Origin of the sequence: Pseudarthrobacter sp. BIM B-2242 (assembly GCF_014764445.1) — a bacterium.
Taxonomy (GTDB): Bacteria; Actinomycetota; Actinomycetes; order Actinomycetales; family Micrococcaceae; genus Arthrobacter; species Arthrobacter luteus_A.
The window spans coordinates 3,510,117-3,530,130 of record NZ_CP061721.1 but is presented as its reverse complement, the minus strand read 5'-3'; the positions used below and the strand labels follow the sequence as shown (position 1 = coordinate 3,530,130).

General features: G+C 66.4%; 26 protein-coding genes and 1 pseudogene. 16 read left to right on the top strand and 11 right to left on the bottom strand.

The window, feature by feature from the left end; translation table 11 throughout:
• The first annotated feature begins 1 nt into the window (after position 1).
• Together IDT60_RS16305 and IDT60_RS16300 are read left to right on the top strand one after the other, a co-directional pair.
• A complete protein-coding gene (locus tag IDT60_RS16305; RefSeq protein ID WP_191079836.1) occupies positions 2-685 on the top strand; it encodes a bifunctional 4-hydroxy-2-oxoglutarate aldolase/2-dehydro-3-deoxy-phosphogluconate aldolase in 684 nt (227 codons plus the stop codon).
• Entirely contained in the window at positions 682-1,656 is a 975-nt protein-coding gene (locus IDT60_RS16300; protein ID WP_223883763.1) for a sugar kinase, read from the top strand. The genes IDT60_RS16305 and IDT60_RS16300 overlap by 4 nt, the downstream gene beginning before the upstream one ends.
• Here the strand turns inward: IDT60_RS16300 and IDT60_RS16295 are convergent.
• The 3 genes from IDT60_RS16295 to IDT60_RS16285 all read right to left on the bottom strand — a co-directional run bounded on the left by IDT60_RS16295 (position 1,653) and on the right by IDT60_RS16285 (position 3,579).
• The gene (locus IDT60_RS16295; protein ID WP_223883762.1) at positions 1,653-2,204 is read right to left on the bottom strand and encodes a DinB family protein; all 552 of its coding nucleotides are present in this window, start codon (positions 2,202-2,204) and stop codon (positions 1,653-1,655) included. The genes IDT60_RS16300 and IDT60_RS16295 overlap by 4 nt on opposite strands.
• On the bottom strand, positions 2,201-2,551 hold the full coding sequence (locus IDT60_RS16290; protein WP_191079835.1) for a helix-turn-helix transcriptional regulator: 351 nt from the start codon (positions 2,549-2,551) through the stop codon (positions 2,201-2,203). The genes IDT60_RS16295 and IDT60_RS16290 overlap by 4 nt, the downstream gene beginning before the upstream one ends.
• A gap of 287 nt (positions 2,552-2,838) precedes the next feature.
• On the bottom strand, positions 2,839-3,579 hold the full coding sequence (locus tag IDT60_RS16285) for an MIP/aquaporin family protein (protein WP_191079834.1): 741 nt from the start codon (positions 3,577-3,579) through the stop codon (positions 2,839-2,841).
• Positions 3,580-3,624: 45 nt separating this feature from the next.
• On the opposite strand from IDT60_RS16285, the gene IDT60_RS16280 reads away from it, so the two are divergent.
• The 5 genes from IDT60_RS16280 to IDT60_RS16260 all read left to right on the top strand — a co-directional run bounded on the left by IDT60_RS16280 (position 3,625) and on the right by IDT60_RS16260 (position 7,582).
• Positions 3,625-4,299 carry a helix-turn-helix domain-containing protein gene (locus IDT60_RS16280; protein WP_191079833.1) on the top strand — a complete coding sequence of 225 codons (675 nt, stop codon included), beginning with the start codon at positions 3,625-3,627 and terminating at the stop codon, positions 4,297-4,299.
• A gap of 145 nt (positions 4,300-4,444) precedes the next feature.
• The gene (locus IDT60_RS16275) at positions 4,445-4,882 is read left to right on the top strand and encodes an arsenate reductase ArsC (protein ID WP_191079832.1); all 438 of its coding nucleotides are present in this window, start codon (positions 4,445-4,447) and stop codon (positions 4,880-4,882) included.
• A 144-nt stretch (positions 4,883-5,026) separates the two neighbouring features.
• Positions 5,027-6,400 (top strand): FAD-dependent oxidoreductase, encoded by a 1,374-nt coding sequence (locus tag IDT60_RS16270; protein WP_191079831.1) that lies wholly within the window; start codon positions 5,027-5,029, stop codon positions 6,398-6,400.
• Positions 6,401-6,437: 37 nt separating this feature from the next.
• Positions 6,438-7,094, top strand: coding sequence for an arsenate reductase ArsC (locus IDT60_RS16265; protein ID WP_191079830.1), 657 nt, complete (start codon positions 6,438-6,440; stop codon positions 7,092-7,094).
• Positions 7,091-7,582, top strand: coding sequence for a low molecular weight phosphatase family protein (locus IDT60_RS16260; protein ID WP_191079829.1), 492 nt, complete (start codon positions 7,091-7,093; stop codon positions 7,580-7,582). The genes IDT60_RS16265 and IDT60_RS16260 overlap by 4 nt, the downstream gene beginning before the upstream one ends.
• Here IDT60_RS16260 and IDT60_RS23300 read toward each other — a convergent pair.
• Together IDT60_RS23300 and IDT60_RS16255 are read right to left on the bottom strand one after the other, a co-directional pair.
• Positions 7,536-7,757: a hypothetical protein gene (locus tag IDT60_RS23300; RefSeq protein ID WP_223883761.1), complete on the bottom strand. Its 222-nt coding sequence runs from the start codon at positions 7,755-7,757 to the stop codon at positions 7,536-7,538. The genes IDT60_RS16260 and IDT60_RS23300 overlap by 47 nt on opposite strands.
• Positions 7,709-8,644, bottom strand: coding sequence for a DNA alkylation repair protein (locus tag IDT60_RS16255; RefSeq protein ID WP_223883760.1), 936 nt, complete (start codon positions 8,642-8,644; stop codon positions 7,709-7,711). Before IDT60_RS16255 ends, IDT60_RS23300 begins: the two co-directional genes overlap by 49 nt.
• A gap of 68 nt (positions 8,645-8,712) precedes the next feature.
• On the opposite strand from IDT60_RS16255, the gene IDT60_RS16250 reads away from it, so the two are divergent.
• Both IDT60_RS16250 and IDT60_RS16245 read left to right on the top strand, forming a co-directional pair.
• Complete coding sequence (locus tag IDT60_RS16250; protein WP_370590698.1) at positions 8,713-9,504, top strand: phosphatase PAP2 family protein; 792 nt, start codon at positions 8,713-8,715, stop codon at positions 9,502-9,504.
• A 5-nt stretch (positions 9,505-9,509) separates the two neighbouring features.
• Positions 9,510-9,818: an MmcQ/YjbR family DNA-binding protein gene (locus IDT60_RS16245; RefSeq protein ID WP_191079828.1), complete on the top strand. Its 309-nt coding sequence runs from the start codon at positions 9,510-9,512 to the stop codon at positions 9,816-9,818.
• Positions 9,819-9,848: 30 nt separating this feature from the next.
• Here the strand turns inward: IDT60_RS16245 and IDT60_RS16240 are convergent, their stop codons facing one another.
• Positions 9,849-10,169, bottom strand: coding sequence for a MerR family transcriptional regulator (locus tag IDT60_RS16240; protein WP_164205073.1), 321 nt, complete (start codon positions 10,167-10,169; stop codon positions 9,849-9,851).
• A 141-nt stretch (positions 10,170-10,310) separates the two neighbouring features.
• Between IDT60_RS16240 and IDT60_RS16235 the strand changes: the two genes are divergently transcribed.
• The 3 genes from IDT60_RS16235 to IDT60_RS16225 all read left to right on the top strand — a co-directional run bounded on the left by IDT60_RS16235 (position 10,311) and on the right by IDT60_RS16225 (position 11,590).
• Positions 10,311-10,733: an Hsp20/alpha crystallin family protein gene (locus IDT60_RS16235; protein ID WP_191081987.1), complete on the top strand. Its 423-nt coding sequence runs from the start codon at positions 10,311-10,313 to the stop codon at positions 10,731-10,733.
• Between the two features lie 72 nt (positions 10,734-10,805).
• Positions 10,806-11,165: a J domain-containing protein gene (locus IDT60_RS16230; protein ID WP_191079827.1), complete on the top strand. Its 360-nt coding sequence runs from the start codon at positions 10,806-10,808 to the stop codon at positions 11,163-11,165.
• Between the two features lie 47 nt (positions 11,166-11,212).
• Positions 11,213-11,590: a hypothetical protein gene (locus tag IDT60_RS16225; protein ID WP_191079826.1), complete on the top strand. Its 378-nt coding sequence runs from the start codon at positions 11,213-11,215 to the stop codon at positions 11,588-11,590.
• On the opposite strand, the gene IDT60_RS23430 is transcribed toward IDT60_RS16225, so the two are convergent.
• Both IDT60_RS23430 and IDT60_RS23425 read right to left on the bottom strand, forming a co-directional pair.
• Positions 11,582-12,025 carry a hypothetical protein gene (locus IDT60_RS23430; protein WP_255527063.1) on the bottom strand — a complete coding sequence of 148 codons (444 nt, stop codon included), beginning with the start codon at positions 12,023-12,025 and terminating at the stop codon, positions 11,582-11,584. The two genes, IDT60_RS16225 and IDT60_RS23430, sit on opposite strands and share 9 nt — an antisense overlap.
• Positions 12,026-12,111: 86 nt before the next feature.
• Positions 12,112-12,441: pseudogene (locus IDT60_RS23425) on the bottom strand (AAA family ATPase); the annotation flags it as partial.
• 675 nt (positions 12,442-13,116) lie between these two features.
• On the opposite strand from IDT60_RS23425, the gene IDT60_RS16215 reads away from it, so the two are divergent.
• Complete coding sequence (locus IDT60_RS16215) at positions 13,117-14,676, top strand: glycoside hydrolase family 1 protein (protein ID WP_191079825.1); 1,560 nt, start codon at positions 13,117-13,119, stop codon at positions 14,674-14,676.
• Positions 14,677-14,716: 40 nt separating this feature from the next.
• Here IDT60_RS16215 and IDT60_RS16210 read toward each other — a convergent pair whose 3' ends face one another.
• Positions 14,717-15,802, bottom strand: coding sequence for an App1 family protein (locus IDT60_RS16210; RefSeq protein ID WP_164205083.1), 1,086 nt, complete (start codon positions 15,800-15,802; stop codon positions 14,717-14,719).
• Positions 15,803-15,868: 66 nt separating this feature from the next.
• The gene (locus IDT60_RS16205; protein ID WP_164206762.1) at positions 15,869-16,600 is read right to left on the bottom strand and encodes a DUF72 domain-containing protein; all 732 of its coding nucleotides are present in this window, start codon (positions 16,598-16,600) and stop codon (positions 15,869-15,871) included.
• Positions 16,601-16,764: 164 nt separating this feature from the next.
• Here IDT60_RS16205 and IDT60_RS16200 point away from each other — a divergent pair, with 164 nt between their 5' ends.
• The 3 genes from IDT60_RS16200 to IDT60_RS16190 all read left to right on the top strand — a co-directional run bounded on the left by IDT60_RS16200 (position 16,765) and on the right by IDT60_RS16190 (position 19,697).
• Positions 16,765-18,576, top strand: a complete 1,812-nt coding sequence (locus IDT60_RS16200; RefSeq protein ID WP_191079824.1) for a glycoside hydrolase family 15 protein — start codon at positions 16,765-16,767, stop codon at positions 18,574-18,576.
• Between the two features lie 117 nt (positions 18,577-18,693).
• A complete protein-coding gene (locus IDT60_RS16195; protein WP_164205087.1) occupies positions 18,694-18,987 on the top strand; it encodes a hypothetical protein in 294 nt (97 codons plus the stop codon).
• A complete protein-coding gene (locus tag IDT60_RS16190) occupies positions 18,987-19,697 on the top strand; it encodes an HAD family hydrolase (RefSeq protein WP_191079823.1) in 711 nt (236 codons plus the stop codon). Before IDT60_RS16195 ends, IDT60_RS16190 begins: the two co-directional genes overlap by 1 nt.
• On the opposite strand, the gene IDT60_RS16185 is transcribed toward IDT60_RS16190, so the two are convergent.
• The gene (locus IDT60_RS16185; protein WP_191079822.1) at positions 19,694-19,903 is read right to left on the bottom strand and encodes a hypothetical protein; all 210 of its coding nucleotides are present in this window, start codon (positions 19,901-19,903) and stop codon (positions 19,694-19,696) included. The two genes, IDT60_RS16190 and IDT60_RS16185, sit on opposite strands and share 4 nt — an antisense overlap.
• Positions 19,904-20,014 lie beyond the last annotated feature (111 nt).

The window sequence follows — 20,014 nt, the reverse complement described above, 5'->3', positions numbered from 1 at the left end:
CATGACTGACAGTGTTACCCCCGGCGGCCTGCTGGCCGGAATCAAAGAGGCCCGGCTGGTGGCAATCGTCCGCGGCACCGGCGGCGGTGCTGCCGCGAAGGCCGCCATCGCCGCGATGGAGGAGGGTTTCCGGTTCGTCGAGATCGCCCTGACGACGCCCGGCGCCTTCGACGCGATCCGCGAGGTCCGGACGGCGGCGCCGGAGGGCTGCTTCGTGGGCGGCGGAACAGTGCTGACAGCGGAGGACGTGGAGAAGGTTGCCCGGGCCGGCGGCCAGTTTATGGTGACCCCGGCGCTGGCGGCATCAATCGCGGAGTCCGCGCGCCTCGGGATCCCGGTGCTGGCCGGTGCCCTGACCCCGAGTGAGGCGTACGAGGCCATGAACCGCGGCGCCACGGCGGTCAAGCTCTTCCCCGCATCCATCGGCGGCCCCGGCTACCTCAAGGCGCTGCGGGATCCCTTCCCCGGGATCCCGTTTATTCCGGTGGGCGGAGTGGGCCTTGACGAAGCCGCAGGTTATTGGGAAACCGGTGCGATCGCCGTCGGGCTCGGGGGACCGCTGTTCGGCAACGCCGGTTCCGGGGGAGACCTCGCCCCAATGCGTGAGCGCGCCCGCGCGTTCGTGGACCTGGCAGCGGCGTTCGGACGGCGATCCGCCGGCGCGGCCGCGGCGGACGCAAGGTGAGCACCGCCGTCGACCTCCTGACGTTCGGTGAGTCCATGGTCTCCCTGCGCTCAGCCGGCCCGCTGTCCGCGGGAGGCAGCCTGGCCATGCACGTGGCCGGAGCCGAATCGAATGTGGCTGTGGGGGCCGCCCGCCTGGGCCACAGCGTCGGCTGGGCCGGCGTTGTTGGTGCGGATCCGCACGGCGAATTCATCCTGCGGCAACTTCGTGCCGAGGGAATCCAGGTAAGGCACCGGCTGGATCCGTCGCGCAGCACGGGCGTGATGTTCCTCGAGCAGCGGACCGCCGACCTGACCCGGGCGTTCTACTACCGCGCCGGCTCCGCGGGCTCCACCCTCCGCCGGGACGACGTGGACCACGCCCTGACCGCCGGCGCCCGCGTCCTGCACCTGACCGGCATCACCGCCGCCCTCGGCACGGAAGCCCGGGCGGCACTGGAATACGCCGCCGAGCGGGCCGCGGCAGAGGGCATGGTGGTCTCCCTCGACGTTAATTACCGCAGCAAGCTGTGGACCCGGGATGAGGCACGCGCCGTGCTGGCGCCCGTCGTCCGTCACGCCGACATCCTCATAGCGTCCGACGACGAACTTGACCTCGTGGCGTCCGCCGCCTTGGGCAGCGGAATGTCCGACGACGCCGAAACCGCACTTGCCGAAGAACTCCTTGGCCGCGGGGTCACCGAAGTTGTGGTCAAGCGGGGCGCCCACGGCGCCGGCGTCCACACGGCCGCCGGGCGGTTCGAGTCGCCCGCCGTGGCAGTGACCAGTATCGACACCGTCGGCGCCGGGGACGCGTTCACGGCCGGCTACCTCTCCGCACTGCTCGACGGCGAGGACATTGCCGGGCGCCTGCACCGCGGAACGGTGATGGGAGCCTTCGCCGTCAGCACCGCCGGAGACTGGGAGGGCCTGCCCACACGTGAAGAGCTCGTGATGCTGGCCTCCGCCCGGAGCGGCGCCACGGTCCGCTAACGGAGCGGCTGCCTCAAGGACAGCTGCCGGGCGTGGAAATCGAAGTGACGTGCCGGGTAGGCGTAGACGTCCTTGAGCGACATCGTCGGGGCGAAGAACGGGTCCCAGCGGTCGGGAAACGGCATGGTCCGGGCCAGGCTTCGGGCGTCCTCCCGGTGAAGGCGGCGGGTTATCGCGGTGATGGTCTTCTCGAGTTTCCGGCCCATCCGTTGCCTGTTGTAGATCATGGCCGCGCCGCGGGACCCCCAATAGTTCACGAAGTCGAAAGGCCGTGTTCCGGCGTTCAGGAGGGCTGCAAAGGCTTTACCAACAGGCACGGGGAGCCTGCTGATGACGTGGACCATCGGGAGCAAGGCGCGGACCACCATGTAACCGAAAACCATATGGAACAGCAGTTCCTCGTTGGTCCACCGGGTGCCGTCACTCCTTCTGCGAAGGTCCGCAGCGCCCGCGTCCTTCAGCCACCTCTCGAGGTCGTGCCGGTCACGGCTGTAGCCGGCCAGGATTGTTTCCTTGGCCGGATCCATCCCGTTCCGGTGCGGGGTCACAGCGCGGCCAGGACCCCGGCTGTCTCCTCCAAAGCGCCGGGAACCAAAGAGTAATAGGCCCAGGTTCCACGCTTTTCCCGGTGCAGCAGCCCGGCCTCCACCAGAATCTTCAGGTGGTGGGAGACCGTTGGCTGGCCCAGGTCGAGCGGTCCGGACAGGTCGCACACGCAGGCCTCGCCGGACGCCTCGGCCTTGACCATGGAGAGCAGGCGGAGCCGGTTGGGATCGGCCAGTGCTTTGAAGACCAGGGCTTTCTGCCGGGCCTCCTCGGCGCCCAGAGCGGGCTGGCCTGCCGGTGTGCAGCAGGCTTCGTCCGTAGCCGGTTCAAGTACGCGCAGCAGGTTCATGTACCCATTATGCCCTGATATTGATGGGCATCAATGTATGAGTACGTGACCCACGCAAAAGTGAGCGGGCGACGGCGGGGAGGTCCCGCCGTCGCCCGCTCACCCTGGTTGGGCGGCAGGGGCGTCAGGACATGGCGGCCTGCCGTGAGCCAAGTTCCACGGGTTCTTCGTCGCTGAGGTAGGCGGTCTCGGCGTGGGCGGTGTAAACGCTGGTAGTTTGGGCATCGTTGATTGGCTGTTGCCATGTGAAGTACGGGCAGTTTCGGGAATCTACCCGGACAGGGACGCTATCGGCCGGGTGATTCCGAAGCGTGAGGCACAACCACGTCATCTGCGGTCCGGGACGCGGAGGGGAACAGGACGAGCAGGAGCCCAAGCCCGGCCGCTGCGCCGATCAGCTGGGCGGCCACGAAGCCGGGGACCGACGCCGGGGCGATGCCGGCGAAGGTATCACTGAAGATGCGGCCCACTGTCACTGCCGGGTTCGCAAAGGACGTCGAAGACGTAAACCAGTAGGCTGCGCCGATGTAGGCGCCGAGGGCAGGGGCCGCGAGGGTGCCCCGCCTGGTGGCGGCCAGGGCAAAAATCAGCAGCACGAGGCCCGCGGTGGCAACCACTTCGCCGAGTAGGTGGCCCGGAGTCGCCCTGTCCTTGGCCGAGATGGAGGTTCCCACCTCAAACATGGCGTTCGCGATGACGCTGCCGCTGATCCCGCCCACGGTCTGGGCAATGACGTAGGTCCCCAGCTCCGGCAGGCTCAGGCCGGTTCCGCTGCGGCGGCCGAGGATCCAGTCCACCAGGGACACTGCAGGGTTGAAGTGGGCGCCACTGACAGGCCCCAGGACGAGAATGAGGACCGTCAGGCCGAGGACGGTGGCGGTGCTGTTCTGGAGCAGCTGCAGCCCTGTGTCGTTGGGGGAGAGTTGCTGGGCTGCAATTCCGGAACCCACCACGATCATCACGAGCAGGCTGGTGCCGAGCAGCTCAGCGACGGCGCGGCGCCACAGCGGCGGTTGGTGAGAAGTCATGACAATAGCTTGACGGAAGAAATTAACTCAGTCAAAATTGAACCAATGAATACTGACCCAGTTGACGTTTTTATGGCGCGGGTTGCCAAACATGCGGCCCTCGCGGATCCGGCGCGGCTCCGTATTGTGGACTTGCTGACTCTGGGGGATTTTTCGCCCACCGAGCTGCAGGCCGAACTCGGCATGCCCTCAAACCTGTTGTCACATCACCTGCGTACGCTCGAAAGCGCGGGTCTGGCCGCACGTCACCGATCGGAAGCGGACAAGCGGCGCAGCTACATCCGGCTCGCTACGGGCGCCCTGGAAGGGTTGGCTCCCGGACGCGAACACGGGGCCCGCCGCATCCTCTTCGTCTGCACCCGCAACAGCGCCAGATCCCAGCTGGCCACCGCCCTCTGGAACCAGGTCAGTGAAATTCCTGCCGCGTCGGCGGGAACGCATCCCGCGGACCGCATCGCCCCGGGCGCCATTGATGTTGCGAACCGCCACGGGGTCGCGCTTGCGGACCTTCCCCCGCGACGGCTGGATGACGTGGCGCATGGCGATGACTTTGTGGTGACGGTGTGCGATAACGCCCATGAGGAAATCCTCAATCCGGGAGGAATCCACTGGTCCGTTCCGGATCCGTTGCGGCTGAACACGGAGGATGCGTTCGAAGCCGCATTCAGTGAGATCGCCCGCCGTGTCGGCGGCCTCGCACCCCGTCTGCACGCTGCCTGAATCCCCGGCCCGCAAATATTGACAAGCATCGATCTCCTGCCCGATACTGCCTATATCGACAATCATCAATGTCTGATTCGCAGGGCGGCGGGGACGATGGCACAACCAAACCGATCCACGCCTCACTGACTTCAGGAGAAACACCATGAGCACCGAAACCGAATCCGCCAAGAAGCCCTCCGTCCTGTTTGTGTGCGTCCACAATGCCGGCCGTTCCCAGATGGCCGCCGCGTTCCTGACCACGCTGTCCAAGGGCGGCATCGAGGTCCGCTCCGCCGGTTCCCAGCCCGCCGATAAGGTCAATCCGGCCGCCGTCGAGGCGATGGCCGAGCTCGGCATCGACATGTCCGCCGAAATCCCCAAGATCCTCACCACGGAAGCCGTCAAGGAATCCGACGTGGTGATCACCATGGGCTGCGGCGACGAGTGCCCGTACTTCCCCGGCAAGCGCTACGAAGACTGGGTCCTGGAGGACCCGGCCGGCCAGGGCGTGGTCGCCGTCCGCCCCATCCGCGACGAGATCAAAACCCGCATCGAAGGACTCATCGGGTCCCTCACTCCGGCAGGCAAGGAGGTGAGCTGAATGAACACCGGCTGCTGTGGCGATGGCTGCTGCGACGACGACGATGACATGCAGGGCTGCTGCTGACACGCCGCCTGCCGGGCCCATGAGGACCCGGCAGGCCAATCCCCAACCGTGACACCTACAGATGGAACAGAGGACAGCTTGGATCCAGTGAAGAACCTTCCCGTCGCAGTCATCGGCGCCGGACCCATAGGTCTTGCCGCCGCGGCCCACCTCCTGGAGCGCGGCCTCGAGCCGCTGATCTTCGAAGCCGGCCCGACGGCGGGATGGGCCATCGGGCAGTGGCGCCACATCCGGCTGTTCTCACCCTGGCGGTTCAATCTCGACGCCGCCGCCGTCCGCCTGCTCGACGGTACGGGCTGGGAGTCTCCCCGCCTGACCGCGCTGCCCTACGGCGGGGAACTGATTGACAACTACCTCACCCCGCTGGCTGCCACCCCGGCCCTCGCGCCCCGGCTTCAGACCGGCGCCCGGGTCATCGCCGTGACGCGCCAGGGCATGGACAAAACCCACACCCGGGACCGCGGCACCATGCCCTTCACCGTCCGGGTCGAACGCAACGGCGGCGAGGTCCGCGATCACACTGTTTCCGCCGTCATTGACGCGTCGGGCACCTGGTCCACCCGCAACCCGCTCGGCACCGCCGGGCTTCCCGCCATCGGTGAAGAGGCAGCAGCAGGCCGGATCTCCCTGCCCTTGCCTGACGTCGCCGGACGGGACCGCGCTTCCTTCGCCGGCCGCCGCGTCCTGGTGGTCGGGGCGGGCCACTCGGCAGCAAACACGCTGATCAGCCTCGCCGGCCTCGCGAAGGAGGAACCCGCAACCACTATCCTGTGGGCCGTACGGGGGCCCTCCGCGGAAAAGGTCTACGGCGGCGGGGACCTTGACGGCCTGCCGGCCCGCGGCCAGCTCGGCTCCCGGCTCCGCCGCCTCGTCGAGGCCGGAACCATCGAACTGCACACGGGCTTCGGCATCGCCGCACTCAAATCCCTGGACTCCGGCGTGAGCGTGGAGGCTGTCGATGGACGCACCCTGGATGCCGATGTCGTCGTTCCCTGCACCGGGTTCCGCCCGGATCTGGACATCCTGCGCGAACTTCGGCTTGACCTGGACCCGGCCGTCGAGGCACCCACCCAGCTGGGCCCGCTGATAGACCCGGAATTCCACTCCTGCGGCACGGTTCAGCCGCACGGCGCTAAGCTGCTCGCCCACCCGGAGAAGGACTTCTACATTGTCGGCATGAAGTCCTACGGCCGGGCCCCGACCTTCCTGCTGGCCACCGGCTACGAACAGGTCCGCTCTGTCGCCGCGGCCCTCGCCGGGGACCGCGAAGCCGCTGACACGGTGCATCTGGAACTCCCCGAAACGGGGGTCTGCTCCACCGACTCCGGTACCAGCTGCGATGCCCCGGCGCCCGTCGCTGCCGCGGCGGAGACCGGTTGCTGCGCCGCTCCGGAGCCGGTGCTGGTCGGCTTCCCCACCGGCCTGGCCCACGGCCGCTCCGGCATCAACTGAGCACCGTCTGTCCCTAACCCAGAATTGGAGTGCCGTCATGACTGAACACCGTGAGACCAGCCTGGGGCTGCAGGACAACACCGAGCTACTCCACCGCATCAGCGCCCGCCTCGCTGACAGGTTCGCCGGGGTTTTTGCCGCCGAAACCGTCGAGCGCTATGTCTTTGAGTCCTATGCGGCGCTGGCCAGGACCGCGAAGGTCACCGCCTACCTTCCAGCCACCACGGAGCACTTTGCCAACGACCGGCTGAACGCCCTGGCGAAGTCCAATGCGGTTGCCGCAGGGGTGCCCGAGGTCCTGTTCGTGTGCGTCCAGAACGCCGGACGGTCCCAGATGGCCGCCGCCCTGCTCACCGTCGAGGCCAAGGGTAGGATTCATGTCCGGTCCGCCGGCTCCCTGCCGTCGGCGGAACTCGATCCGGATGTTGTGGCTGTGATGTCCGAGATGGGCCTGGACCTTGCCCGGAATTACCCCAAACCGCTGACCGACGACGTGGTGCGCGCCTCCGATGTGGTGATCACGATGGGCTGCGGCGACTCCTGCCCCATCTACCCCGGAAAACGCTACGAGGACTGGGAACTCCCGGACCCGGCCGGCCAGCCCCTCGAAACGGTCCGGGAGATCCGCGACCAGATCCACGCACGGGTCAAGACCCTGGTGGCCTCACTCACAAAGGAAACAACGCTCCCATGACACTGGAAACACCTGCTGCGGGGAAGATCCCTTCCGTGCTCTTTGTGTGCAGCAAGAACGGCGGCAAATCCCAGCTCGCCGCCGGCCTGATGAACCAGCTCGCCGGCGGGGCCGTGACCGTGTACTCGGCAGGCACCAAACCGGGCACGTCCCTGAACCCGCAGGCTGTGGAGTCCCTGACCGAACTGGGCATCGACATCACCGGCGAACATCCCAAACCTGTCACCAACGAGGTTCTGGACACCGTGGACGCCGTCATTGTCCTGGGCACCGAAGCGAAACTCGAACCGCGCAAGGGCACCCGCTTGGAGGTCTGGGAAACCGACGAGCCCTCCGAACGCGGCATCGAAGGCATGGAACGGATGCGCCTGGTCCGGGACGATATCAGCGCCCGGGTCCGGGAGCTATACGCGGAGCTCACCGGGAACCAGTACGGTTCAGCTACGTCCGGACTTCGAATTCCGTATGGCCGTGCCGGACACCGTTGACCTGCACTTCGAGGGCGTGCAGTCCGGGGTGGTGGACGCGGGTGGTCATCGGTTTGAACGCGTGGCGCTTGGCCAGTGTTCGTGTTTCGCCGGCGGCCAGCGTTAGTGCCGTCAGTTTGAAGACCTTCACGGACTGGCTGCCGTTGGCCTTGACGTAGTGGACCGCGTAGTCCACGGCCAGCCGGGCGTCTGCCGCCCGGTGTTCGAAATCTCGAACTCGAACCCGAGGTCTTCCGGCATCGCCACCACCTGCCGGTCCAGCCGGAGTGCGGTGACAGCAACCGACGCCGGCGCGAAGCCCTGGAGTGCCAGCGCGCCCGGATGGCCTTTCTTGACCAGGGTCCGCAGGCCGTGCCTGACCACCCACGCCGTGTTGCCATCCGGGGCCTGCAGCCAGCCGCCGGCCGTCGCCACCACGGCATCCGGTGAATGCCGGGCCAGATCGTTGAGGTGGTTGGCGACGGACCGGCGCACATAGTCGGACGGGTCCCGGTACAGGGCGTCCAGGATGGGAATGGTCGCCTCGGGCCGCTCAACCAGAGTCGGAACCCGCACCGCCCACGGGAGGTAGGGGCGGGTGCCTTCGGAGGCCAGGCGGCGGACGTGTTCGTCCGGGTGTGACGTCCACCGGAGGACTATTTCGAGTGCGGCGTCGGTATCACGGGCGAGCAGCCGCCGGATGGCAAACTCCCCGGTGAGCCGCGGGGTGAGCTCGGCCAGCAGCGCCAGGCAATCAGCAAAGCCGGCCGTGGTGTCCGTTTCGAGTGCCAGGGTGACTGCCGTTTCGGAAACCGGCCAGAGGATCCAGCCTGTGAATCCCGGGTGGTCCAGAGCACGGCGGAAGAGGGCTGCCGTGCTCGAATAGTCCGCTCGAGGGACCTGCCGGAGGTCAGCCAGCAGGGCTCCGCTGACCCGGTCGGTCCGCCCGCGCAGGCTGAGCTCCTCCAGCGTTGCTGCTGCCACGCCCACGTTGGGCCACTGCGTCCCGGGTGCTGACAGCGCCAGGATGTCAGCAAGCGCTTCCACGTTGCTCCGGCTGATCAGTTCGTTCATTGCGCCCATCCGGTCAGGCTACAGCGATAGTCTTCATCTGAAGGAAGTCTTCAACGGCGCAGGGACGGAAGTCAGACGTGGCAGAACAGGCAGGAAAATCCGGGAAGGGGCCCCATTGGTGGCGCATTTTCCATGACAAGTTTGTGGTGGAAGAACGCTACATGGAGCCGGGGGCGCGCAGGAACCTCTACCGCGCTGCGGTAATCCTGATCGGGGTAGGCGCCCTGATGTTCATCGCCACCCTCGTGGGGGTAGTGCAAAGCGGCACCGCCCCGTGGGGACCGGACGAGCCGATCCGGGACTGGCTGCTGGGCACCCGCTCGGAGACGCTTACGGGCGTGATGATCTTCCTCGCCGTGATCTTCGGACCTATCGCCTTGCCCATCATCGTGCTGGTGGTCACGGTGGCGTGGGGGTTTGCGGCCAAACACGCGTGGCGGCCCATCGTCCTGGCTGCCGCCATGCTCAGCGGCGTGGTGATTTCGCAGATCATCCTGCAGATCGTCCGGCGGTCGCGTCCGCCCGTGGAGCTGATGCTCTTCGGGGCCGACCATACCTTTTCCTTTCCCTCCGGCCACGTCCTGGGGGCTTGCGACTTCCTGCTGGTGGGCACTTTCCTGAGCTTCTCGCGCCGGGAGAACCCGCGGTCCGCCGTTCTGGGTTTTGCAGGTGCGGGTGTTGGCATTGTGCTGGCCGCGGTGAGCCGGCTTTACCTCGGCTACCACTGGCTCAGTGACGCCCTCGCCTCGCTTTCCCTGGCGTTGGTCATCCTGGGTGCCGTCATTGCCCTTGACACGTGGCGGACCGCCAGGATTCCGGGTGAGCGGATCACCGGCGAGCTCTCCAAAGCCGACGCACCCGGCGACTAGCCGCTATGGCCACCGAACAGGATGTCCGCAGGATGTGCCTGGCACTGCCCGGTGTCACCGAACGGAGCAGCTGGGGCCAGCCCGCCTGGTTCGCAAAAACGCTGGTGGCACGCATATGGGAGGACGGCGTACTGACCGTAAAAACCACCGAACGCGAAGCCTTGGCCGGAACGGACCCCGAAACCTACTTTTGGACTCCGCACCACGAACGGTCACCCAAGCTGGTGCTGGTGCGGCTGGCGCGGATCGAGACCGCTGAACTGGGCGAACTGCTCGATGAGTCCTACCGGCTGGCTGGCGGACGCGGAACCTGACCGGCCGGCGTCGGGCGGTTCCGGAAGGCGCTAGCGCTGCGGGAGAGAGCGGGCGCGTTTAAGCGCGCGGCGCAGTTTGGCGTTGGCAGCCTCAAGTTCCAGGACCTTTGCGACGCCGGCAAGGTTCAGCCCCTGCTCCAGCAGCTCTCCAATGTGCAGGAGGATGGCGATGTCGGCGTCGCTGTACTGACGGGTGCCGCCGGCAGTACGCGCGGGCCTAAGGAGTCCGCGGGTCTCGTAAAGCCGGATGTTCTGCTGTCCTGTGCTTGCCAGCTGGGCAGCTACGGAGATGGCGTAGAGACCCTGGCCCGCCCGGGGCTGGCGTGCAGGTTCGGTGTCCGGTTCGGTCATGTCTGCTCCCAAAAAACTCTCGAAAGTGGCTTGCCTCAGTTTCGCACAGGTGCTATAAAAAATCTATATCCACCACCACAGATAGTGGCCCGTGGGTATTACCCAATCAATGAACTGCAAGTGCTGAAGGAGTGGGAAATGATGTTGATGCGTACGGACCCGTTCCGGGAGCTGGACCGGCTGACGCAGCAGGTCTTCGGAACAGCGGCCCGGCCGGCGGCCATGCCTATGGACGCCTGGCAGGAAGACGGTCATTTTGTGGTGGCCTTTGACCTGCCCGGGGTCAAGCTCGACTCCGTGGACCTGAATGTTGAGCGGAACGTCCTGACGGTGCGGGCGGAGCGTCTTGATCCGACCCAGCCCAACGTTGAGCTGGTGGCCGCGGAGCGCCCCCGTGGTGTGTTCAGCCGCCAACTGATCCTGGGCGACACCCTGGACACGGAGCACATCAAGGCCAGTTACGACCAAGGCGTCCTGACCCTGCGGATCCCTGTCTTGGAGCAGGCCAAGCCGCGCAAGATCGAGATCGAAACCAAGGGCCAGATGCACGAGATCAAGGGCTAGCCCTTCTCCGGGGCGCCGGCATGATGCCGGCGCCCCGGCGCCGTGCTCCTGAGAATTCACCGGGACGCCGCCATGACCAGCCAGCCGGACTACTATGACGTTCTGGGCGTGAAGCCAGCCGCCAGCCCGCAGGAGATCTCCCGCGCCTACCGTGCCCTGATGCGCACCCACCATCCGGACCTGGATGACGGCGCGGCAGAAGGCGGTGAACTGTCCCGCCGTGAGCTGCTGCAGATCATGCAGGCGTTCTCTGTCCTGCGTGACCCCGCCCAACGCGCGGCCTACGACCGGAGCCGCGCCGGGGCAGGTACAGGCACGCAGAGCAGCGGACCGGTGGTTATTCCGGTCCGCAAGGTGCAGCGGCGTGACCAGCCGGCCGGCAACACCATCAGAATCACGCCCGTACGCTGGGAAAGCGGACCCTGGACGTAGTCCGCACCACGGGGCGGCAGCATCACCGCGAGGAGGCGGACACAACAATGAGCGAATGGCGTCGCTACGATTCGCATTTGATTCCGGCGTTCCACGAACGCTTCGAAGCGCGTTGGGGCAAGGGTACCGCCCCGTTTCTCGATCCCGAGGCCCATGAAGAGCCGCTTCCGCGCGCGCAGTGGATCAACCCGGCCACGGGTGCGGCCCTGGCGGTTGTGCCGGTATGGACAGCGGAGGAACGCCAGCAGCGCTCCTTCGGAGTGTTCTATCTCCCGCCCGCCGGTGATATCTGGGTCCTCCGGCCGGGCTACACGGGCTATCTCGAACCTGCCGACGGCGACACCGAGCAGCTCGTCACCCTCCGGAACGATGCCTACCGCAAGGCAGTGGCGCACGCCAAGGAATTCCTGTTCGGCTCACAATAGTCCCGGCCGGGGAAGCCCGGGCCCGGGGAAACCGGGACCAGGCCCGGCCGCCGGATCCGAACCGCTGCCCAGCAGGCTGCGTGTGAGGGTTTCGGCGTCGGCCATCAGGTCTTCGACGGCGGCGCTGAGGTGGGAGTCGGAGACCGGCACGTCTTCCAGTGCCGCGGCCACCACGGCCCGGCGCACCAACTCGCGGGCGAAGGATGCGGTGGTGCCTTCCGTCCGTTCCGCGGCGGCCTCGAGTGCCGCGGGACTGAAGCCGACGAGGCGGCCGTACAGCTCCAGCAGCCGGACCCGCTCGGCGTGCGCCGGGAGCGGAATTTCGACGGCGAGGTCCACCCTGCCCGGCCGCTGGGCCAGTGCCCGCTCCAGCATGTCCGGCCGGTTGGTGGTGAGGACAAACGCCACGTCAGCGTCGTCGTCCAGCCCGTCCATGGCGTCCAGAACCTCAAAAGCAGCGGCTGCGGTCCATGACCGAAACTCCTGTCCTCCGCAATGAGGTCGCAGTCCTCCAGCACCACAATGGACGGCTGGAGCGCGCGGGCCATGCGGGCCGCCTCGGAGATCCGGGCGAGTGACCCGCCCGAGAGGAGGATGGCCGTCGAGCCTTCACTTTGGCTCAGGAGGTGGCGCACGGTGTGCGTTTTGCCCGTCCCCGGCCTGCCGTAGAGCAGAATGCCGCGCTTAATGTGCTGGCCGTGGTCCTTGAGGGACGCCCTGTGTGTGGCGATGCCCACGGTGTGATCGGCAACCTTCTGCAGCAGTCCGTCGGGCAGGATGACCTCCGACGCCGGCAGGCGGGGGCGGTGGTGGAAGGTCACCCCCGCGGTGCTGGGGCCGTACTCGGACATCACCAGGGAAATGACCTGGCCCTTGAGGACGCTGTTGTTATCCAGCCGGACGCGGAATTCCGCCAGGAACTTCGTGGCGGTTTCCGGGTTGGTGGCCAGGACCTCCAGCGATGCTGTCTGGCGTCCGGAGCGAGGCTCGGCGTCGCGCTGCAAGACCGCCAGCGGGTTCCCGGCGAAGCTGAAAAGCCAGAGGCCCAGCGCCACGGCCTGCCGCTGTGTGTCCGGCCCTACCGCCAGGTTGGCGTAGTCGGGCTGGGCGAGCGGAAACTGCGGATAGAGCTGGGACTGCTGCACCATGTCACTGAACGACTGGTGGTGCCGCTGGCCCCCGCCCCCGATGCCGACCAGCCGGCTGGAGGGGTCCTGCGCGGCGAGCCCCGCCATCACAATGTCAGCGTCCACAAAGCGGTGCGGCGGGATCTTTTCCTCCACCACCGAGAGCCCGTCAGCGGGAGCCCTCAGGTGTGCGGTCAGCGCCGGAAGCAGCTGGAGGCCTTTCTGCTGCCGATGGTTGCCGGCCTGCGAAAGCTGGACCAGCGCGCCAAAATCATCGATGAACTTCCCCAGTTTTTCATCCATGCCCCGACCCTAACAGTCCGGTCCGACAGCCACGCCGGTGTACGATTCTGAGTCTCACCAGTTCCATGTTTTCGCATTTCATTAAGGGCTGACACCATGCATATTTCCGCCAAAGACCTGGCAGCCCGTATCCCTTCGGACTTCACCCTGGGCGTGGCCACCGCCGCCTTCCAGATCGAGGGCGCGCTCACTGAAGACGGCCGGGGTCCCGCGGGCTGGGACGTGTTTTCCGCCAAGGACGGCGCCATCGTGGAGAACCACAGCCCTGCTGTTGCCACCGACCACTATCACCGCATGCCGGACGACGTGGCCCTCATGAAACAGCTCGGTGTCGATTCGTACCGGTTCTCGCTGTCCTGGTCCCGGATCCAGCCCAACGGCAGCGGCCCTGTGAACCCTGCCGGCCTGGCTTTCTACGACCGGCTCCTTGATGAGCTGCTCGCCAACGGCATTTCACCCATGCTGACCCTCTATCACTGGGACACGCCGCTGGCACTGGACGACGCCGGCGGCTGGATGAACCGCGACACCGCCTACCGCCTCGCGGAGTTCGCCGCGATCGCCGCTGCCGCGTACGGTGACCGCGTGGCACGCTGGTGCACCATCAACGAGCCCGCCACTGTCACCACCAACGGCTACACGCTGGGCCTGCATTCGCCGGGCGAAGCCCTGATGCTCAACGCCCTGCCTACCGTCCACCACCAGCTTCTGGGACATGGCGTGGCGCTCCAGGCCTTGCGGGCGGCGGGGGTCCCCGGCGAGATCGGGATGACCAATGTGTACTCGCCCATGGTCCCCAACTCCATCAACCCCCTGGACAAGATCAGCGCGGGCCTCATGGACATCGCCCAGAACCGGCTCTACGCTGACCCGGTCCTCACCGGCAAGTACCCGGACATCATTCGGGCCGCGAAGTTCTTCAGCTCCTTCAACCACCCGGACGAGGACATGGAGATCATCTCCCAGCCGCTCGACTTCTACGGCCTGAACTACTACATGCCCACGAAGGTTGCGGTGGGCCCGGGCGAAGGTGCGGTGCCGGCGAGCATGGCGGAGGCCATGGGCAGCGACCTGAGTGCCGCGGGCAACGGTGCCACGCCGTTCCACGTGGTGACCTGGCCGGAAGCGGACATCACCTCCTACGGCTGGCCGGTAAAGCCCGAGTACATGAAGGTGGCGCTCAAGGAGATGGCCGAGCGCTATCCGAACCTGCCGCCGGTCATCATTACCGAAGGCGGGGCCAGCTTCGAGGACATCCTCGTCCGCGACAAATCCACCAACACCACGTTCATCCCGGACGAACGGCGGCTCAAATACCTCTCGGACCACATCCAGTCCGCATTGGAGGCCACAGGCCCCGGCGGTGACGCCGAGGCCATTGACCTGCGCGGCTACTATGTGTGGTCCCTGCTGGACAACTTTGAATGGTCCGCGGGGTACAACCAGCCGTTCGGCCTGCTCCATGTCGATTTCGAGACCCTGGAGCGGACACCCAAGGCTTCCTACTTCTGGTTCCAGGAGCTCATCGAGGAACGGAACCTTGCCGCGGCGGCGGGTGCCGCCGTCGCGCACGCCCTGAGTGCGGAACCGGACGAAGCAGACGATGCAGCAGCAGTACCCGACGACGGCGTGACCACCTCGGGCGCGTCCGCCTGACTGATGCGGTGCTGATGGGCCCTAGATGTGGGAATTACACCTAGAGCAGGTCCAGGACCTTGAGCTGTTTGGCCATCCCGGCACCGTCCGTCGAATAGATCCAGGGCACTGCCGAGGCGGTGTGGTCGCCGTCCTCGGAGTGGCCGCCGGCAAACACGGACTCGCTGACGGAGAGCTGCCGGATGGCGATGGCGGCCACCTTGTCCCCATGGTCCTGGGCAAAACCTGAGTAGATCTGCTCGTCGTGCTGGCCGTTGTCGCCGATCAGCAGCCAGCGCATGTCCGGGAACTCCTTGGCAAGGCGTTCCAGATTCCGGTGCTTGTGCTCCTGTCCGCTGCGGAACCAGCGGTCCTGCGTGAGGCCCCAGTCGGTGAGGAGCAGGGCGCCGGCGGGATACATGTTCCGGCCCAGGAACCGTTTGAGCGTGGGCGCCGCGTTCCACGGGCCGGTGGAGAGGTAAATGACGGGGGCTTCCGGGTGTTCTATGGTGAGCCGGTCCAGCAGGACAGCCATCCCCGGCGTGGCCATGCGTGCCCGCTCACTGAGCACAAACGTGTTCCACAGGGCCAGGAACGGCCTCGGCAAGGCAGTCACCATGACGGTGTCGTCAATGTCGGAGACGATGCCGAACTTCGCGTCCTCACCGATCACCTGAATCAGGGTCTCCACCGGCTCGGTCCCGTCCGCCTGCAGGACAGCCGTATGCCACCCGGGGGACAGTTTTACGTCTACTACCGTGTCGATCAGCCCGCCGCGGTCTGCCTTGACCCGCGTGGACACGCCGCCGATGGTGATTTCCACCTCGGTGTGCTGGAGGGGAACGCTGGTGAAGGCCCGCCAGCCGCGGACGTTCTGGGTGCCGTTGAGGGCCGCATGGGCGGCCGGGCTGCCGGGGACCGGCTTCTTTGTCAGCAGGACCCGGCCAAGAACCCGCACCCACCCGGTGGATGATCCGTAGCCCTGGTAGCCGATAGTCTGCGGGGAAAAATTCCAGCGTCCCGCGAGGCGGATGCGCGTGGAATTGACCGTGTCTGAAATCCGGTGAGCCAGGCGGAATAGCTGCGTGCCGGACAGCGGAGCCTGGTGCGGAGTGTTCCGGGATGAATTCTGAGGAGCCATGTCCATGCCTCCACTCTGCCACAGCGCACCGCCGCGCCGGCACGTGCGGCGGTGCCGCCGTCGTACGTGACGTCAGCCGGCCCCCACGAACCACCGCAGGGTTTCGGCGTTCCGCACCGCATTCCCGCCGCCGTCGTTGTTGAAATAGGCGTACACGTCCAGGCCGGACGCCGACCATTCCCGGATGCGGTCCGCCCACCACTGAAGGTCCGCGTCAGAGTAGGAACCGCCATACAGATGCTCATGGTCAGGGCCGTGAAGGCGGATGTAGACGAACGGTGCCGTGGCGCGCAGAATGCACGGGAGGTTGGCGCCGCTCATGATGCAGTATGCGGCTCCGTGCCGCTCCAGCAGGGAGTAGACGTCAGGATGGTCCCAGCTGGAATGCCGGAACTCGACGGTCACGCGGATCCACCAGGGCACGGCGGCGAGGAAGTAGTCCAGCCGGGCATCATCGCGCTCCATCTGCGGCGGAAGCTGAACCAGCAGGACTGCCCGTTTGTCGCCCAGTTCGTGCCAGCACCGCGCTATCCGCTCCAGCCACACTTCAGGCGCGTAAAGCTTTTTGCCGTGCGTCAGGCCGCGGGGAGCCTTGACGGACATCGCGAATCCGTCCGGGAGCCGGCGACGCCAGCTGGCGAAGGAGGTATCCCTTGGCCAGCGGTAAAAGCTGGCGTTCAGTTCGACGGTGCTGAACCGGGCAACGTAATGCTGCAGCCTGTCCCGGGCGGGGAGGCCCGGCGGGTACAGCACACCGTCCCAATGGTCGTAACTCCAGCCGGAGGTGCCGATATGGATCGCCACGGTCAGCAGCCGTCCGGGCATGCGGGGTGGGTCATGATGCCTCCGGTGTCTTCGGGGACTGGCCTTGCCTTCAGGCTACTGTGCCGGATTGGGCGCGGGTGTTTCCCCGCAGGGTTTCGCTGCGTTTTCCCCTGCACAGGGCATCGTTGTGGCAGTGTAAGGTCATGGCGCTCATCGAGGATTATGCAGTTGTTGGGGACCTTCACACCGGCGCCCTGGTCAGCACAGAAGGCTCCATCGACTGGCTCTGCCTGCCCCGCTTCGACTCACCGGCCTGTTTCAGCGCGCTGGTTGATACGCCCGAGTCCGGGCGCTGGCTGCTGGCACCCGAGGGTGGCGGCACCTGCACCAGACGCGGCTACAAAGAGGGCACGCTGGTCCTCGAAACGGAATGGGAAACCCCCGACGGCACCGTCAGGGTGATCGACTTTATGCCCCCGCGTGACGAAGTGGCGGACATCGTGAGGATTGTCGAAGGCGTCACCGGAAGCGTGAGGATGCACAGCGAACTGGCCCTGCGGTTCGACTACGGGCACATCATGCCCTGGGTGCGGAAAGACAAGCACGGCCTGCACGCCATCGCCGGTCCGGATGCCGTCTACTTCGTCACCCCGGCACCCCTCCACAGCGAAAACATGCACTCGATCAGTGACTTCACGGTCAAGGAGGGGGAGCGGGTTCCCTTTGTCCTGACGTGGGCGCCCAGCCACGTTCCCCGGCCCAACACGGTGGACGCGGAGCACGTGTTGGGCACAACCCTGGCCTATTGGCGCGGCTGGGCTTCCCAGTGCACCGTCAAGGGAAAGTACCAGGACGCCGTGCTCCGGTCCCTGGTGACGTTGAAAGCCCTGACGTATGCGCCCACCGGCGGCATCGTTGCCGCCGTGACCACCTCGCTTCCGGAACAACTCGGGGGTCCCCGTAACTGGGACTACCGCTACTGCTGGCTGCGGGATGCCACGTTGACGCTTCAGGCGCTGCTGGCAGCGGGCTACACAGCGGAGGCTGCCGCGTGGCGGGACTGGCTGCTCCGCGCTGTGGCGGGTGACCCGGCTGATCTGCAGATCATGTACGGGATCCATGGCGAAAGGAGGATGCCGGAACTGGAGCTGCCCTGGCTGGCCGGCTACGAGAATTCCAAGCCGGTGCGGACCGGTAACGGTGCCGCCGAGCAGCTTCAGCTGGACGTTTGGGGCGAGGTGCTTGACTGCCTGGCCCTGACGCGGAACTCGCTGCTGAAACACACTGATGAGTCCTGGGATCTGCAGGTTGCCCTGATGCAGCATCTGGAAACCGTATGGGACCGGCCGGACAACGGGCTCTGGGAGATGCGTGGACCACGCCGCCATTTCACGCACTCCAAGGTGATGGCCTGGGTGGCGGCGGACCGCATGGTCAAGGGCGTGCGTGACTTCGGCCTGCCGGGACCGGTGGAACGGTGGGAGGCCCTTCGGGACGCTATCCATGCTGAGGTCATGGCCAACGGCTACGACCCCGTCCGGAACACTTTTGTGCAGTCCTACGGACGGCCCGAACTCGACGCCAGCCTGCTGCTGATTCCGCGGGTCGGGTTCCTGCCGCCGGATGACCCCCGCGTGGTGGGAACCATCGAGGCCATCCAGCGGGAGCTGACCGAGGACGGATTCGTGCTGCGCTACCGCCCTGCCGACAGCGACGACGGGCTGCCGGGGGACGAAGGTGTGTTCCTGGCCTGCTCCTTCTGGCTTGTGGAGGCGCTCCTGGGGGCCGGGCGCAGCCAGGAAGCCACCGTCCTCTTCGAACGGCTGCTGGAACTGCGCAACGATGTGGGCCTGCTCAGTGAGGAGTGGGCCGTGGAGGCGGGGCGGCAACTGGGTAACACCCCCCAGGCTTTCAGCCACTTCGCGCTCGTGACAAGCGCCCTCGAACTGCATCAGGACACGGTCCGGCGAAGTGATACCCCTATTCCGCCTGAGTCCGAAAGGGTAGGGCAGTAACGGCCCGGTGGGCGGTGCGCACTTCAACTCCACGGAAGAGGTAAGTAGACTTACTAAATACTCGCGGAGTGCCCGTAGACACGGCACGCCACCGCGACTGAACGAGGGGTGGTAGGAATGGCCGGACATTTTGAGCTGGTGGATGCGCCTGACGGCGGCTACAGAGTGCGGATGCTGGACGGCTCAGGAAGCCTGATGGCAATCTCGGTGACGTTTCCAACCAAGCGGGCCGCCGTCGCCGGCGTCGCCATGGCGCGCGAGATCGCCGGTACGGGCTTGATCAAGGACTGCAGCAACAACGGGGCCGGCGGGGTCATCCGGGGTAAGAGCCGCACCGTGTCGGCTCCAAAGGACAGCCTGGAACCCCGGGCCCGGAAGGCTTCCAAGACCCCGCGCGCAACAGTCGGGTGATGGTCCCGCAGAGTCATGGCCCGGCAGCCTGGTGGCGGGGCGCCGTGCTTTTCGATGTTGACGGGACGCTGGTGGATTCCGCGTACGTCCACACCCTCGCGTGGTGGCAGGCGTTCCGCCAGCGCGGGTATGACGTCCCCATGGCTGCCATCCACTGGCACGTGGGAATGGGTGGCGACCGCTTGGTGGACAGCCTCCTTCCCGGCAGCCGCGACAAGGGTGCCGACGCAGACATCATGGCCAGCCACGCGGCGATTTTCGCCAGCAGCTGGCCATCACTGCGCCCGTTCGACGGCGCCAAAGAGCTGCTTGCCCAGTGCCACGCCGGGGGACTCGCCGTCGCCCTGGCTTCATCCGCGCGGAACCAGGACCTGGCTGCCAGCCGCAAGGCGCTTGCCGCGGACGCTTTTATCCATGCGGCCACCAGCGCCAATGACGCGAAGGAAAGCAAGCCGGCTCCGGACATTCTTGTCGCGGCGCTGGAGGCCGTTCGGGTGCCGGCTGCCGCGGCCGTGTTTGTCGGCGACGCGGTGTGGGACATGAAAGCCGCCGCTGCACTGGGAATGCCGTCCATCGGCGTCACCTGTGGCGGCAGGAGCGCCGCTGAACTCCTTGATGCGGGGGCCGCCGAGGTTTATGCCGGCCCCCGTGACCTACTCGACAATCTCCAGCAGAGTGCCATCGGCAGGCTGCTCGGGCTGGAAACCTAAAGCGCCGGCTTGACCCACGAAACGTTCACCTTGACCGAGCCGTCGTCGTTCTTCTCGATCTCCTCCACCACTTCCGAAGCCGAAGCGCCCATGTCCATGATTTTGGCGCGGTAGCTGGCGACCAGTTCGGCCAGGGTGGCATCTGTCCATTCCCCGGGACGCATCCGGGTGGAGATCTCTACGGGTTCCGGCTGGTGCAGCGCCATGGCGGCGCCTCCTCACTGTCGGTGGGTCACATCTGACCTTCCCTACGCTAGAGGCCGTCCCGGGCCTTCACAAGGAATCGCCGGTCTTCACAGGAAATTAGTCAGCCTGCT